The organism is Enterobacter sp. KB-280D8 (assembly GCF_041399405.1).
GTDB classification, from domain to species: Bacteria; Pseudomonadota; Gammaproteobacteria; order Enterobacterales; family Enterobacteriaceae; genus Enterobacter; species Enterobacter cloacae_N.
Genome location: NZ_JBGKEC010000003.1, coordinates 193,338 through 208,887 on the forward strand (window position 1 = coordinate 193,338; position 15,550 = coordinate 208,887).

Annotated in this window: 10 protein-coding genes; all 10 read right to left on the reverse strand. The window is 57.0% G+C overall.

Translation table 11 applies throughout. The features are described from left to right. Positions 1–29: 29 nt before the first annotated feature. Positions 30–1,850 carry an exodeoxyribonuclease V subunit alpha gene (gene recD / locus AB8818_RS10950; protein ID WP_192982559.1) on the reverse strand — a complete coding sequence of 607 codons (1,821 nt, stop codon included), beginning with the start codon at positions 1,848–1,850 and terminating at the stop codon, positions 30–32. Beyond that, positions 1,847–5,389, reverse strand: coding sequence for an exodeoxyribonuclease V subunit beta (gene recB / locus AB8818_RS10955; protein ID WP_192982561.1), 3,543 nt, complete (start codon positions 5,387–5,389; stop codon positions 1,847–1,849). Before recB ends, recD begins: the two co-directional genes overlap by 4 nt. After that, positions 5,386–8,268: a pitrilysin gene (ptrA, locus tag AB8818_RS10960; RefSeq protein WP_116341814.1), complete on the reverse strand. Its 2,883-nt coding sequence runs from the start codon at positions 8,266–8,268 to the stop codon at positions 5,386–5,388. Before ptrA ends, recB begins: the two co-directional genes overlap by 4 nt. Before the next feature lie 263 nt (positions 8,269–8,531). Next, entirely contained in the window at positions 8,532–11,906 is a 3,375-nt protein-coding gene (gene recC / locus AB8818_RS10965; RefSeq protein ID WP_192982563.1) for an exodeoxyribonuclease V subunit gamma, read from the reverse strand. A gap of 12 nt (positions 11,907–11,918) precedes the next feature. After that, a complete protein-coding gene (locus AB8818_RS10970; protein ID WP_163331126.1) occupies positions 11,919–12,242 on the reverse strand; it encodes a prepilin-type N-terminal cleavage/methylation domain-containing protein in 324 nt (107 codons plus the stop codon). Continuing rightward, positions 12,227–12,628 (reverse strand): DUF2509 family protein, encoded by a 402-nt coding sequence (locus tag AB8818_RS10975; protein ID WP_192982567.1) that lies wholly within the window; start codon positions 12,626–12,628, stop codon positions 12,227–12,229. The genes AB8818_RS10970 and AB8818_RS10975 overlap by 16 nt, the downstream gene beginning before the upstream one ends. Beyond that, on the reverse strand, positions 12,625–13,185 hold the full coding sequence (locus tag AB8818_RS10980) for a prepilin peptidase-dependent protein (protein ID WP_192982570.1): 561 nt from the start codon (positions 13,183–13,185) through the stop codon (positions 12,625–12,627). The genes AB8818_RS10975 and AB8818_RS10980 overlap by 4 nt, the downstream gene beginning before the upstream one ends. Then, positions 13,176–13,613, reverse strand: a complete 438-nt coding sequence (locus tag AB8818_RS10985; RefSeq protein WP_239508660.1) for a prepilin peptidase-dependent protein — start codon at positions 13,611–13,613, stop codon at positions 13,176–13,178. The genes AB8818_RS10980 and AB8818_RS10985 overlap by 10 nt, the downstream gene beginning before the upstream one ends. A 211-nt stretch (positions 13,614–13,824) precedes the next feature. After that, positions 13,825–14,619: a thymidylate synthase gene (gene thyA / locus AB8818_RS10990; protein ID WP_014885081.1), complete on the reverse strand. Its 795-nt coding sequence runs from the start codon at positions 14,617–14,619 to the stop codon at positions 13,825–13,827. 6 nt (positions 14,620–14,625) lie between these two features. Then, positions 14,626–15,501, reverse strand: coding sequence for a prolipoprotein diacylglyceryl transferase (gene lgt, locus AB8818_RS10995; RefSeq protein ID WP_116341828.1), 876 nt, complete (start codon positions 15,499–15,501; stop codon positions 14,626–14,628). Positions 15,502–15,550 lie beyond the last annotated feature (49 nt).

A 15,550-nucleotide genomic window follows, 5' to 3' on the forward strand; every position in this document is an offset into this window, starting at 1 on the left:
CGCCCTCACCGTCCGGCGAGGGCTTTCGTTCAGAGGGACTCAAATATCGCGCTCAGCCCACTTCGGCGTTCCGTCCGGGTAGCGATCGCCTGCACCAGCACCCGTTCATCGGTATACAGCGACAGACGCTGACGCGCGCGCGTAATGGCGGTATAGATCAGCTCGCGGGTAACGACGGGGGAAAGCTGTGTGGGCAGGATCAGCGCCGCATGGTTAAACTCGGAGCCCTGGGATTTATGCACCGTCATCGCCCAGGCGGTTTCATGCTCGGGCAAGCGGCTCGGCTGGAAGGACTTCACGCTACCGTCCGGCATCTGGAACCAGACGCGGAGCCCCTGTCCGCGATCGAGCGCAATCCCGATATCCCCGTTAAACAATCCCAGCGCGCTGTCGTTGCGGGAGATCATCACCGGCCGGCCTTCATACCAGCGCGAATGTGGGGTACGGCTGATTTTACGCTTTTGCGCCAGCAGCTGTTCCAGCCTGTCGTTCAGGCCGCTGACGCCAAAGGGCCCTTCTCTGAGCGCGCAGAGCAGCTGGTATTCGCCAAACGCAGCAATAACCTGCTCCGGCGTGCTTTGCTGCTGTACGCCCGTCAGAAAACGTTGGTACCCCAGAAGAGCGTCATCCAGCATCGCCTGATACTCTTCCCCGGTTTGCAGCGATTTTTTCTCAATATCGGTGAAGGTGCCGTCAAATACCGCACAGGTCGTGTGCCGGTCGCCCCGGTTCACCGCCGCTGCAAGCTGGCCAATGCCGGAGTCGCTGCCAAAACGGTAGCTTTTTTGCAGCAGGCACAGGCTGTCGCGCAGCGCTCCCGCAAGTACATGATTTTCAGCCACGAGCGAGCATCCGGTCAGGCGCGCTAGCTCCTCAGCGCGTTCTGCGGTATACCCGAGGCTGGCATAGGTGCAGATATCGCCCAGCACGGCCCCGGCCTCCACGGAGGCAAGCTGATCGCGGTCTCCGAGGAAAATGACGCGCGCGTGCGGCGGCAAAGCGTCAATCAACCGCGACATCATTGTCAGGTCAATCATCGATGCTTCATCCACCACCAGCACGTCCAGGTGCAGTGGGTTACCGGCATGGTAGCGCAGACGCTGGCTACCCGGCTGAGCGCCAAGTAAACGGTGCAGCGTGCTGGCTTCGTTAGGGAAAAGCGCAAGCTGATCCCCGGTAAGCGGCAGTTTTTGCAGCGCCCCGCCTAACGACTCCGTCAGACGTGCAGCCGCTTTACCGGTGGGTGCCGCCAGGCGAATACGACACTTTTTCTCACCCGATAACTGAATCAGCGCGGCAAGCAGCTTTGCCACGGTGGTCGTCTTCCCGGTGCCCGGGCCGCCCGAAATCACTGATATCCGCCGCGTTAACGCCACCGCTGCCGCCACTTTCTGCCAGTCTGTCTCGTCGTCAGAGATAAACAGCGTATCCAGCGTTTGCCGGAGCTGTGCTTCATCACAGGGAAGCGGGGCGTTGGTCTCGCTGAAAAAGCGCGCTACCGTCAGTTCGTTACGCCACAGCCGGTTAAGATACAAACGCTCGCCGACAAGGATCATTGGCGTCCCGGTATCGGCTCCGCTCACGGCAGGCGAGCCGAGTAATATCGCCTGCCAGTCCACCGCATTACCCAGCAGCGCGAAACACGCCTGTATAGCCGGGGGCATTTTTTCATCCACCACCAGACGCGACAGTGGAAGACACACATGTCCCTCCCCCGCGTCTTTACTCAGGATCGCGGCGGCGAGCATAACGGCAGGCTCCTCGTCCGCCACCATCATGGCAAACTGCACGTCCAGGTGGCGAAGTGTTCGTTGTTCAACTGCTTCCAGCAGTAGCGCCTGCATCGTCATGCCACCTCCTCCGTGCTTGCAGCAAACAGGTTATCCATCTTTTCAATCAACTCCGCAGCCGGACGGGTGCTGAAGATACCCGAACGCGGGTCGTTCGCATCCACGCCGCGCAGGAACAGGTAAATGACGCCGCCGAAATGGTCTTCGTAACGATAATCGGCCATGCGATGGCGCAGGTAGCGGTGCAGCGCGAGGGTGTAGAGCTGGTACTGCAGATCGTAGCGATGCATTTGCATCGCTGAGGCCATCGCCTGCTGGGTATAGGCTTCGCTGTTTTCACCCAGCCAGTTCGATTTGTAATCCAGCAGGTAGTAGCGCCCTTCGTGGCGGAAAACCAGGTCGATAAAGCCTTTCAGCATCCCCTGCACCTGGCGGAAGTTGAGAGGCGGGCACCCGGCGGATAACGGATCGTGCTCGCGGATCAACGCATCAAGCGCCTCGGCCCTGAGCGGGCTGGCGATGGGGAGATAAAACTCCATCTCCACCTGCTTATCTTTGGCGGTCAGTTGGCTCAGCGAGATCCCCTGCGCCGTGAGCGGCGCGTGCAGAATAGCGCGGATCCATTCAGTGAGAACCGGCAGCCACTGCGCGTCGTAGCCGCCGCTCTGCAGCATCTTCTGCACCCACTCTTCAGAGACCGGCTGGGTAAAATCCAGCTCTTCAAAGAGGCTGTGCAAAAACGTACCCGGTGAGGCGCCGCGCGGGAACTGGTGCGGCGTGAGCACCGGCTCGACGGGCACGCTACCGGCCCCAGCGGCATCCACGTCCAGTTTTGGCATCAGATCCTGCGCGATACTCTGCCCGTGCTGCTGTAAACCGGAGTAACTGGTGACGCGCCAGTCGTCAGCAATGGTGCGCGTCACCTCGCGGGCATGCAGCGCTGACTCTCCCTGCTCCAGCGTCTGCCAGCGACTGCTGTCGGGCTGGGATGGAATATGCAGGGCAACATGCTCTGAGCAAAGTGATTCGATGCACTGGCGCAGACCGGCAGCATCTTTGGGTTCGCCGCGCTGTATAAGCCGCCCCAGCGCGCTCAGATGAAAATCACTCTCGCCGCTCTTTTCGCCACGGCGACGGAACAGTGGCGCGACGCCCAGGGAACAGTGCCAGACCGAACGGGTCAGCGCCACATAGAGCAGGCGCAGGTCTTCCGCGAGACGCTCGGCTTCGGCCAGCTCAACGCTGGACTCCGCGTTGCTGAGATCGAGTACCGCTTCGAACGACTCGCGATCGTGGTAAAAGGCCTGGTCCTGCACGCGATAATTGGCGATAAACGGCAGCCAGACCAGCGGATACTCCAGCCCTTTCGACTTGTGAATGGTGACGATCTGCACCAGATGTTTATCGCTCTCGAGGCGCATCTGCTGGCTTGAGGAGTTGCTGTTCGGGTCGGCAATCTGCTGGGCCAGCCAGCGCACCAGGGCATGCTCGCTCTCCAGCTGCGTACCCGCTTCCTGGAGCAGCTCGCTGATATGCAAAATATCGGTTAGACGGCGCTCGCCGCCCGCTGTCGCCAGCATATTCTCCGCAATGTGACGCTGTGCCATAAGCTCACGCACCATCGCCATCACGCCACGTTTCTGCCATTTTTCACGGTAGCGAACAAACTCGTCTACCACGGCATCCCACGCGGCTTCGTCATTGTTGAGCGCATCAATGTCACGCGCGTTCAGCCCGAGCATCGCGCTCGCTAAGGCGCTGCGCAGCGTGCTTTCCCGCTCCGGGGCCAGGACGGCCTGAAGCAGCCACAGCATCTCCAGGGCTTCCAGCGTTTCAAAGACGCTGTCGCGGTTGGAGAGGTAGACGGAGGGAATATTCAGTAGCGTCAGGGCGTCGCGGATGAGCGCGGCCTCCTGACGGCTGCGCACCAGCACCGTGATATCGGATGCCTTTACCGGGGCTGGTTTATCCTCCTTCCACAGCAGCGCATCACCGCGCGCGCCTGCGCTGAGCCAGTCACGGATTTGCGCGGCACAATGCTGGGCCATAGCATTTTGATAGTCCGCGACGCCCCAGCTTTCCCCATCCAGCAGCCAGAAGTTCATGGCGGGCTGAGTTTCGCCGTTAAACTCGAAGCGCAGGGTGGTATTTTTCGGGGCAAATTTGACCGGCTGGAAAGGGATCTCCCGGAACATAAATGCCGTATCCATGCGGCTGAACAGCGCATTGACGCTTTCCACCATGCCGGGCGAAGAGCGCCAGTTGGTGTCGAGCGTGTAGTGCGCATCAACCTCGCTGCGGGCTTTCATATAGGTAAAAATATCCGCACCGCGAAAGGCGTAAATGGCCTGTTTCGGATCGCCGATTAACAACAGCGCGGTGCCGGGCTGCTGACGCCAGATACGGCGGAAAATGCGGTACTGCTGGGGGTCGGTATCCTGAAATTCGTCGATCATCGCCACCGGAAAGCGGGTGCGAATCGCGGCGGCAAGCGCTTCGCCATTTTCACTGCACAGCGCCGCATCAAGTCGGCTCAGCATATCGTCGAACCCCAGCTCGCCACGGCGGCGCTTTTCGCGCGCGACGGCGTCGCGAATCTCCGTCATGGCACGGACGATCATCAGATCGTTGAGCGTCAGGGGTTCCGCCAGCAGGGTTTCAATCGCCACAAACAGGGGATGTTCAGGCACGATGCCGTCGGCTTTGGTCCGCTCAACCAGGAAACGCCGGGAGAATTTCTCCAGCGCATCCGGGAGCTGGTAACCGCGCGTCTCTTCCTGCGCCCACGCGCTGATCTTCTCGATCCATTTGCCCTGATTGCCGCGATTGAACTTACGTCGGTCGATCCCGGAATTCTCGATGATCGCGTCAATCTCGCCGACTGACTCAATCCATTTTTGCTTGATGTCGGCAATTTTCGCGATGATTTTTTCATGGCGGGAAGCCAGGGTTTCATCCGCTGGCGGCGGAGATTTGATGACCGGCGCTTCCCCCTGAAGGTAACGATCGATGGCGCGCAGCAGCGCTTCAGGCCCCTTCCACAACGCATGTACCGCTTCGGCAATATCTCGCTGTAACGGATAGCAGTGGCGACGCCAGAAATCCGCGCAGGCCTGATAGCGAAGCACGGATTCATCTTCAATGAGCTGTTGTTCAAACAGCATGCCGGATTCAAACGCGTTCAGGCTCAGCATACGCTGGCAAAAACCGTGAATGGTGAAGACGGACGCTTCGTCCATCTGCCGTTCTGCGAGGAGCAGCCACTGGGCTGCCTGTTGCTTATCGGCAATCTCTTCCAGAAGGCTTGCGTAGAGAGGGTTATCCGTGCTCTGGCGCAGACAGGCGATGCGCAGTTCGTGGATGTTGGTCCGAATACGACCGCGCAACTCAGCGGTGGCGGCCTCGGTGAAGGTGACCACCAGCAGCTCTTCCACGCTCAAAGGCCGTGGAAAAGCGGCGTTGCCGCCAAGCCCTAACAGCAGGCGCAGATAGAGCGCGGCGATGGTGAACGTTTTTCCGGTTCCCGCTGAGGCTTCAATCAATCGTTCACCCTGCAGAGGTAAACGTAAGGGATCAAGGGACTCAGCGGTGTCGGTCATTCTTTCTTACTCCAGGGCATAGATTGCTGCAGCGCGCTGACGCTCTTCCAGACTACCCAGCCTTTCGGGTTCACGTACTCCGTTTTCCCGTTCTGGCTACCGGAAACCTGGGACAGAATGGTGATCCCCTGCGGCTTAATGACCGCCTGATGGAAGAAGTCGGCAACCTTCTGCGGCGTCAGCTGTTTTATCTCGGCCACTACTTTATCACGCGAATCAAATTTCAGATTACCGCGATCGAAATCTTTGCTCAGCTGCGAGGCCTCTTCGCCCAGCGTCTGCGGCGGCTGCATCACCTGCGCGATGACGGCCTGCTGGATCTGGGCAAACTCTTCCGGCTTCATGGCGCGCAGTTTTGCTTCCACCTGCGGGAAGAACGCCTGATAGCGCTGCCAGAGATAGGCCGGTTGTTTGTCGCTGCTTTGCAGCAGGAAGCCCAGCCCCCACTGACGGCCTACGTTCATCGAGAAGGCAAACACCGCGTAGCCAAGCTGCTCTTCTGTGCGCAGCTGGTTATAGAACCACGGTTGAACAATTTGTCCCAGAACGGCGCTTTGCGCAGAGCTGGAAAATTCATCATAGCCCGTTGGCACAAACACCGCGGCCAGCGCGGAATCGGTGCTACTCCCCGCTTTTTCAAAAATCACATTCTGTTTTTTCTCAACCAGCACGTCCTGGTTGCGGCACCACTCGTCGCCTTTCGAACCGAGCTGCGTGCGAACATTCTCTGCCAGCGTTTTAGCCCGATCTTCGCTCATGTTGCCGACGATAAGAAATTCCGGACGCGTGTTAGTTTTCAGCGCGTCACGGTAAGCCAGCACCTCTTTTAATGAGATTGATGGCAGCAATGCACGGCGTTCTTCACGCTGGAAATAAGGTATTTGCGACAGCATCTGCGCAGGCATAAGCGCCTGATCGTAAGCTTTGCCCTTCTCTGCTGAATCCATCATCTGCGCATACCAGGATTTAGCCTGCTCAAGCTGCTCTTCCGTTGGCGTGTAGCTAAAGTAGCCCTCCAGCAGCGCCTTGAAAAGCTGAGGCAAACGCTGGGTATAGCCATTTGCATTGAGCATCAAACCGTTGTTGGCGTTGGTGGAGAAGCTGATCCCGCCCACGGCCGCCTGGTTGCTGAGCTGATCGAGCGCGATACCGGCCAGATAGTCATTGAGCGCGAACATCACCTGATTTTTGGCGCTGTTCATCGCTTTAGGATTACGCAGGACCACGCTGACATCGGCCTTTGGCTCGCTCGCGAAATAACGGCTTGGGGTATACACCACGCGCAGCGTCGGCTCATCAATAATAAGCTCCGGGTGCGGATAATCCTTAGTCGTTTTGATCAGCGAGAAATCATCCGGGATATAGGGGTTCAGCTCCGGCAGCTTCAACGCAATCTCACCGGCCTTCTTCTGCCAGTCGGCGAAGGTCTGGTCGCTGATTTTGTCTACCTGATAAGGAGCATCAACAAAGTACGCCGTCTTGTTATGCGGTTCGTTCGGGCTGATGTACCAGATGCGGGCATTCTGCGGCGTCATCATCGCCAGGCGCGCTTTAACCGCCTCGGCATCATAACGATCGGCAATATTGACCGCGTCAAGCGTGTGCGCCACCGGTACACGGATCATGGTATCTGCCAGCCACTCCACGTAATCCATATCGCGGGTAATGGACGGGTAACGGAAATCGAGATCCAACACGTGCGCCAGTTCATCAAAGTAGCGTTTATCGACGCCTTTCTCGCGCAGTAAAGAGAGGTAGCTAAAGATAGCCGCAACCACTTCATCACGGTTGGCCTGCCCTTTGTCGGTCAGGGTGGCGGAGATCGCCAGCACGCCGCTGTTGCCGTTTACCACGGGATCGGAATCGGCGCGGATCCCTTCCACCAGTCCCTGTTTTTGCAGCCAGTCAGATAAGGTTCCCGGGCTGCGGTTACCAATCAGGTAGGTCACCAGCTCGTCGGTTTTGCTGCGGAACTGGGCGGTGTTGTTATCAATCCGGAACTCAACGCGCAGCACTTTGCGGGGCATGGCAGGGACGTAGTGGATGATGATCCCTTTTTGCGCGTCCGTGACAACCGGTACGTCTATCTTCGGCAGGCCGATATTTTTATTCGGCACCCGGCCAAACGTTTGTGCCGCCAGGCCAGCAAGCTCCGGCAACGGTTTGTTGCTGTAAATAACCGCCTTCATCAGGTTGGCAGAGTAGTATTTGTCGCGAAACGCATGGAGGGCGTCAATGACCGGGCTTCCCGGTTTATCGCTCAGCGTCTCCAGGTTACCGCCCGAGAAACGTGACCCAGGATGCGCCGGGTTGATCGTTTCGGCGCTGACCTGCGCCATGCGCATACCGTCCCGGGTACGGGCCATGGTCAGCTCCGCATTGACGGCGTTGCGCTCGCGGTCGGCGTATTTTTTATCCAGCAGCGGCGCGGCGATAGCATCGGCAAGGCGATCAACCGCCCCTGCCAGCGCGTCATTTTCGACTTCGAGATAAAAGGCCGTGCGGTACGGTGCCGTACTGGCGTTGTGGCTGCCGCCGTGCATTTTCAAAAACTCGGACAGGCTATCCGGCTGCGGATATTTTTTAGAGCCCATCAGCGTCATGTGTTCGAGGTAATGCGCCAGCCCCGGATGCGCCTCAGGATCTTCCAGCGATCCAACAGGCACCACTAACGCCGAGAGGGATTTCACCGCCTGCGGATCGGAAACCAGCAGCACGGTCATACCGTTATCAAGGCGAATAGCCTGATACTGACGGGTATCTTTTTCGCTCTTACGGATAGTTTCCTGGACGGGTTGCCAACCGGAGTCTGCCTGAGTGACGGGCGCCCAAAGGGCGACAAACAAAACAAATGCTTTGAACAAGGTGCTGCCTGGCATTACGACCTCTTTATCACGGCTATCCCGTCATACTTCAAGTTGCATGTGCGTCGGCTGCATGCGTTCACCCCAGTCACTTACCCATGTAAGCTCCCTGGGATTCACGCCCTTGCCGCCTTCCTGCAACTCGAATTACTTAGGGCAAACATCATTAACAAACTGCGTGCTGGACACGCCAACATCTCTTTATTTGGGTACATCAGTCCGTGATAAGAAGTGCATCATAAATGAACACCCCATACTGCGCAATTTTTATACAGCACTCAGGACTGATTAAATTTAAACAACGGTAACAGGTAGCGTTGCGCCTCTTCCGTAATAGCCTCGAAGTATTCTGGCTCAAGCGTTCGCCATAAACGTTGATACCAGACATCCTCACCTTCACCGCGCACCATCATGTTTCCTTCATAGGCCTGCATAAATTTACTGCGCGCTTTCTGCAGCGAAGCCTCGTCCGTTAACATCGCATCATTCTGCGCGTCATAACAGGCTTTTATCCACGCACCGCCACTTTCGGGCAGTAGCAGGAGAGGTTTGTTCATTCCCTGAAGATAGCCCTCGATGTACAAAGACAGATAGCGTAACGCCTGTTCTGCCTCCATTGGTGGGAAGCGCCACTCGCCGTCTTTGCGCACGAAGATCCGGCTTTCGCCTTTATTGCCACCCGCACTGTAGACAAGATGTTCCAGCCAGAGTTGCAATCCTTGTGAAACGCTGAGCAAAGAAGGCCGCCAGCGCAGTAGCCCATCGGGCTGAACCTGGGTTAGCCAGCCCGTGAGCTGTACGCCATTGCTGTGGAGATCGATTTCGATGCTTTGTCCGGGCTGGCGGTGCTCCCTTACGCGCTCAGCCAGAGCGGTCATCTCCTGGCACTGCGCCTCCCAGACAATTTCCCCAAACGCCCCGTAGGGCAGTTGCCCAGCAGCGCGGTAGCGGCGGTAAAGTTTGTCAGCATCTTCCTCTTCAACCAGCGCATTCAGCAGTTGGAGGTTTAACTGATAGCGCTCCAGCCCTTCCAGGGTAAAGGGTTCTGCATCCGGAATTTCACTCTCTTCAGAACGGAAATTGACCTGTAGTCGCTGCTGGAAGAAGGCGCGCACCGGGTGCGCCCAAAACCGCTGAAGCTGTTCGAAAGTCAGGGTGCTAATGGGCAGCGGATCAAGCGGCTGAATGAAATCCGTATGGGCTCGTCCCTCTTTTTTCGCTGCCGGCAGCCATTCGCGGGCATAGCTCTGCTGTTCGCTGACAATATAGTTTACCGGGTCAAACGGCATGCGGCTGTGGATACACGTAATGTGCGCCTTCACCCGCTGCTCGCTTTCATCGCAGTTAAGCGCGTCATCGCCAGCCAGATAGTGGCTCTGGCCAATATAGTCCACCAGTTCCTGCACCAGAACTGAGGGGAAGCGCTCGCTGTTGTCCTGAATGGAGCGGCCGATATAGCTGATATAGAGCTTACTTTGAGCAGAGATAAGCGCTTCAAGGAAGAGATAGCGGTCATCATCGCGACGGCTACGGTCACCCCGCTTTGGATCTGCGCTCATCAAATCGAACCCCAGCGGTGCCAGGGCACGAGGATAAACACCGTCGTTCATGCCGAGCAGACAGACCACCTTAAAGGGAATTGAGCGCATTGGCATCAGGGTACAGATATTGATGGGGCCTGCCAGGAAACGCTGGCTGATTCGCTCCTGGTCAAGGCGCTGCGTCAACTCATCTCTCAGCAGCGACAAAGGAATCGCCTCGTGATAGTGGGAATTCACGCCCTCGTCGACGATAGCCTGCCACTGCGTTTCAATGAGCGCCATCGCCGCTTCGGTGTCACTGTCTGGCAGGAAGAAATCATTAAGTAACGCCCTGCAAACCGGGAGCCACGCTTCAAGCGGACGCGGCTGCATTAGCTCACGGCGCCAGCGGTTTAGCTGCATCAGGAGAGAAGCTAAATGCCCTACCAGTTCAGCAATCAAACCGCTGGACTCATCGTAAGGCAGCACTTCGTTCCACTCGCCCTGGCTGCTCTCCATGGCGTAGCCCAGCAGCATACGCGTCAGGCCAAACCGCCAGGTATGCTGCCCGGTTGGGGGAAGCTCGAACTCCTGGACGTTATCGTCATCGATCCCCCAGCGAACGCCTGATTCGTTTACCCACTGGCGAAGGTAGCGCAGCCCTTCTTCATTGATGTTGAAGCGCGCGGCCAGCACGGGAACATCCAGTAATGCCAGAACATCTTCGGAGATAAAGCGGCTATCCGGCAGTGAAAGCAGGGTAACAAATGCCTGCAATGCCGGGTGAGACTGGCGGGCACGACGGTCAGAGATAGCATAAGGCAGGTACCGCTCCCCGGTCGCACTGCCGAAAACGGCCTGAATAAAGGGACTGTAGCTGTCGATATCCGCCACCATTACCACGATATCGCGCGGGGTGAGTTCAGGGTCGTCCTGCAGCATCGCCAGCAGCTGGTCGTGAAGTACTTCGACCTCACGCTGGGGGCTATGGCAAACATGGAACGTGATACTGCGATCCTCAGCATCCAGCTTCCGCTTGCTGTCGCTGCGCTCAAACTCTTTCGCCGTCACGCCCATAACGGCACGGTTTTCCAGATCCAGAATATCTAATTGAATATTATGCAGCAGGCTATCCGGCGCGATCTCGACAAAGGCGTCAACGTCACCCTCGCCTGATGACGTAATATCGGAGAGCATATGAATGTAATCACGCCCCAGCTTCCCCCATGAGGCAAGCAGTGGATTGGGCAGGTTCTGGATACCGTCTTCATCAAAAAGCTGCCCGGCAGTCGAACCGTCTTTAAACAGCGGGACGGATCGTTCTTCAAAAAGGCGCTTTCGTTGGCGAGTTACCAGCCGCGCAAGCCAACGTTCGTCGAGGATATCCCCCCAATACTGCCGGCAAGGGTTGGTGAACAAAATATGAATATCAATATGTTTACCCAGCGCATACAAGGCCTTCAGATAAACTGGCGGTAATGCGGATATCCCACAGATAAAAACGCGTGACGGCAGTCGGGCTGGACGCTCCGACGCATTCTCGAGTATTGAGATAAACCGATCGTACAGGTTGGCACGGTGCCACTTAGGCTGCCCAAGCTTCTCCGTATGCTCTACCAGCGCTTTCCACAGCGGTGCCTGCCATATTTGCGCCTCCGGTAGTCCTTCAACCAGTTCGCCCGCTTCCCAGCGAATTAACCAGTCAGAACGGTAAACAAGGTATTGGTCGTAGAGATCGGCGGTGCGGGACGCCAGCTGGAACAGCTTGCGCTTATCGGTATCGTCATTGAGGTAGTGGCGCAGCATTGCGAATTCATCGTGTTGCAGCATTTCCGGCAGTAGCGCCATCAGTTTCCAGTTCATGCCCTGCTTGTTGAAGGCGCTCTGTTCGGGAATGTCTGGCAACACGCGCACGAACATATCCCAGATAAAGCTCGCGGGCAGCGGGAAATCAATGTTCGCGGCAATGCCAAACTTACGGGAAAGCGACATTTGCAGCCACTGTGCCATACCGGTGCTCTGCACCAGCACCATTTCTGGCTCAAAAGGATCGTCAAGCCGCTCGCGCTCAACGATAAATTCCATCAGCGCTTCCAGCACATCCAGACGATTTGAGTGGTAGACCCTTAACATAGACGCTCCCGACTACTGGCTAACCGGGCAATGCAGACGCGTTATCTCACCGCGTCGCCCCAGAGGAGAAATAAGTGTAACCGTGATGCTGACACATCCTGCGTGCGTTGTCTGCACCCGACTGGCCTGCCAGCCTGCGGGCAGAACATTTGTCGAGAGCTGTGCCTGATTCCATGCATGGTGCCAGAGCTGGCGATACTGGTTAAACAGGTTAAACCGCGCCGCCAGCGCCCGATGATAGCCGGCCAGTGCCGTGACGATGATGACCAGCAGCATCATCGCCAGCAGAACCTCAACCATGCTAAATCCTTTCTCTTTTTTTATGGCAGTTGGCATAGCGAACGCTCCTCTAGCGGACAAAAATCACTCCAGCCGTGAGGCGAAAAGCGAATTTTACCGTCGACGATCTCTCCTGAACGCCAGAGCAGCAGGTCGTTGACTCCGGCAATCAGTAAAACAGTGGTTTCACTCAGTTGCCGCAAACACACTCGCCACGCGGGTGCCTTTTTACATTGAACGTCAGGGTCGGGTGACCAGTTCTGAACGCGTCCCCACTCAAGCGCTGACTGGACAGAAGCCTGCTGCTGTAGCGAACGGCTTTCACCGCCAACGAGCGCACTAAACGTGGTGAGCTGCTGGTTTAGGCCAGTGAGGATCAGGGTACCGAGCACCAGCAAAAGCAGGACCAGCCCCAGAGAAGACATACCGCGTTGACGGTTCACAGGTTGTACCCCGTGACCGTATACAACGCCTGATAAGGCTCCCCCTGCTCGCCTTTGCGAAGGGCGGACAGTTCGATATTCAGCTCCGGCGCAAACCCGGCGCGTGTAACTTTCCTCACCACAAAGTGTGCAATCGCAAGCCTGTCCGGGTCCGTGAGCTTTTCCCATCCCTTACCTTCACACGAGGTTGCTCCACGCAGGGTTTCCAGCGCGCCCGATTCCAGACGAAAACCGGTGCTGTCGTTTTCTGATGCACTGCGATCCCAGCGGCCGTTACTGTTGGCATCCCACCGCACAATGACGCAACTGCCCTGCCTTGCGATCGTCAGCCCTTGCCCCTGACAGTTCCCCGCACAGTAACCCGCACGCTGAAGCTGTTTGCCGAAAGCAAACAGGCGCTGCCAGACCTCTTCTTCCAGCTCTCTCTGGCCGGATTGCAGTAATACCGCCCGCTGCAATCCGGGTAAAAAGCGCGATGCGCCAATCAACAACAGGCTACTGATGGCCGTGGCAATCAGAACTTCAGTCAGCGAAAAACCGCGCTGTCTCATCGACATGAACCTCCCTGTGAGACCTTACACATTCTGATGCGCCCTCCGTCTGAGACTATGATCAGCCATTCTCCGGCACGGCTTTGAACCCTTATCCGCCCTGCCCATGCCGTATCCCTTAACCCATAGAACCCTAATGACGGCGTGACTTCGCTCACCGCGACCTCTGGCCAGAGTGGAATCAGAACAAAGGGGCTTCCCTTCTCACAGCCTTGTACGGCTGAGCTCACGAGGCACTCCTTTTCGCCCACCCGCTGAAGGCGAATTTGATGGTCGCGGTTGTGCCGGTTGGCGTCGTTGCGCAGAAAGACCAGATAGTCGCGCACCTGGTCGGCGGTTTGCCACAACCGCTGCTGCCGCTGCCAGCTGTCCCAGCCGTACAGACCTGAGGCGCTGAGTATGACAACCAGCGAGACAGCCACCAGCGTTTCGATAAGCGTAAAGCCGTTCTCTTTTTTCATGCGGGAAGTGTGGCGATTCGACGAGGGCGTGGCGAGCGGTGAATAAGGGTTTTACGAGGCGTTATCCGAAGAATTGAGCGTGTTGCAGCGTGTTGCACGCTTTCTTGATAACGCCTCGTAAAACGGGATGAAGACGAAAAAAAACCGGCGCTAAACAGCACCGGTTGTGTCACGCTTTATCGCATCAGATAGCGACGGGCGCTTTGATGCCTGGATGCGGGTCGTAGCCCTCAATCTCAAAATCATCAAAGCGGTAGTCGAAGATTGATGCCGGTTTGCGTTTGATAATCAGCTTCGGCAGCGCACGCGGTTCGCGGGTGAGCTGAAGATGCGTCTGTTCCATATGATTGCTGTAGAGATGGGTGTCCCCACCTGTCCAGACGAAATCACCCACTTCAAGGTCACACTGCTGCGCCATCATGTGGACTAACAGCGCATAGCTGGCAATGTTAAACGGCAGGCCCAGGAACACGTCACAGGAGCGCTGGTAGAGCTGGCAGGAGAGCTTACCGTCGGCCACATAGAACTGGAAGAACGCGTGGCACGGTGCCAGCGCCATTTTATCCAGCTCACCCACGTTCCAGGCAGAAACGATGATTCGGCGCGAGTCCGGATCGTTTTTCAGCTGGTTCATGACGGTTGTGATCTGGTCAATATGGCGGCCATCAGGCGTTGGCCATGCGCGCCACTGCTTGCCGTATACCGGGCCCAGGTTGCCGTTTTCATCTGCCCATTCGTCCCAGATGGAGACGTTATTTTCGTGCAGATACGCAACGTTGGTATCGCCTTGCAGGAACCAGAGCAGTTCATGAATGATAGAGCGCAGGTGGCAGCGCTTTGTCGTCACCAGAGGGAAGCCTTCTTGCAGATTGAAGCGCATCTGGTGGCCAAAAATGGAGAGCGTACCGGTACCGGTACGGTCGTTTTTCGGCGTGCCCTCATCGAGCACTTTTTTCATCAATTCAAGATACTGTTTCATGATTCCTCAGGAAAGTTGTTGCTGTGGACGACGACGATACGCCCAAATCATCATAATGGCACCCGCTACGATCATCGGAATGGAGAGGATCTGCCCCATGCTGATGTACTGTACCCATTCGCCGGTAAACTGGGCGTCGGGCTGGCGGAAGAATTCGACGATGATGCGGAACGCGCCATAGCCAATCAGGAACAGCCCGGAAACAGCCCCCATCGGGCGCGGCTTGCGAATAAACAGGTTCAGAATGATAAACAGCACCACGCCTTCCAGCGCCAGTTCGTACAGCTGGGACATATGACGCGGCAGCACGCCGTAGGTATCGAAAATGGACTGCCACTCCGGGTGCGATGGCAGCAGCGCGATATCTTCCGCGCGGGAGCCCGGGAAGAGCATCGTGTACGGCACGCTTGGGTCAACGCGGCCCCACAGCTCACCGTTGATAAAGTTGCCCAGACGACCAGCCCCGAGACCAAACGGGATCAGCGGTGCGATAAAATCTGACACCTGGAAAAAGTTGCGCTTGGTGCGTTTGGCAAAAATCACCATCACCAGGATCACCCCAATCAGGCCGCCGTGGAAAGACATGCCGCCGTCCCAGACGCGGAAAAGATAGAGGGGATCGTTCAGGAATACCGGGAAGTTATAGAACAGAACATACCCAATACGGCCACCGAGGAACACGCCGAGGAAGCCTGCGTATAGCAGGTTTTCAACTTCATTTTTGGTCCAGCCGCTGCCAGGACGGCTGGCGCGACGGCCCGCGAGCCACATGGCAAAAACGAAGCCCACCAGGTACATCAGACCGTACCAGTGAAGCGAAACAGGTCCTACTGAGAAAATGACCGGATCAAACTCCGGAAAATGCAGATAACCACTGTTCATCTGTCACCACAAGATGTTGTTATTCCGCTGAAAGTGGACAGCGGTAGAA

Excerpts from the sequence above, each read along its gene's own strand:
- lgt (WP_116341828.1), bottom strand. The coding sequence starts at position 15,501 with ATGAACAGTGGTTATCTGCATTTTCCGGAGTTTGATCCGGTCATTTTC.
- AB8818_RS10980 (WP_192982570.1), bottom strand. The coding sequence starts at position 13,185 with ATGTCGATGAGACAGCGCGGTTTTTCGCTGACTGAAGTTCTGATTGCC.
- recC (WP_192982563.1), bottom strand. The coding sequence starts at position 11,906 with ATGTTAAGGGTCTACCACTCAAATCGTCTGGATGTGCTGGAAGCGCTG.
- recB (WP_192982561.1), bottom strand. The coding sequence starts at position 5,389 with ATGACCGACACCGCTGAGTCCCTTGATCCCTTACGTTTACCTCTGCAG.
- recD (WP_192982559.1), bottom strand. The coding sequence starts at position 1,850 with ATGACGATGCAGGCGCTACTGCTGGAAGCAGTTGAACAACGAACACTT.
- ptrA (WP_116341814.1), bottom strand. The coding sequence starts at position 8,268 with ATGCCAGGCAGCACCTTGTTCAAAGCATTTGTTTTGTTTGTCGCCCTT.
- thyA (WP_014885081.1), bottom strand. The coding sequence starts at position 14,619 with ATGAAACAGTATCTTGAATTGATGAAAAAAGTGCTCGATGAGGGCACG.
- AB8818_RS10970 (WP_163331126.1), bottom strand. The coding sequence starts at position 12,242 with ATGCCAACTGCCATAAAAAAAGAGAAAGGATTTAGCATGGTTGAGGTT.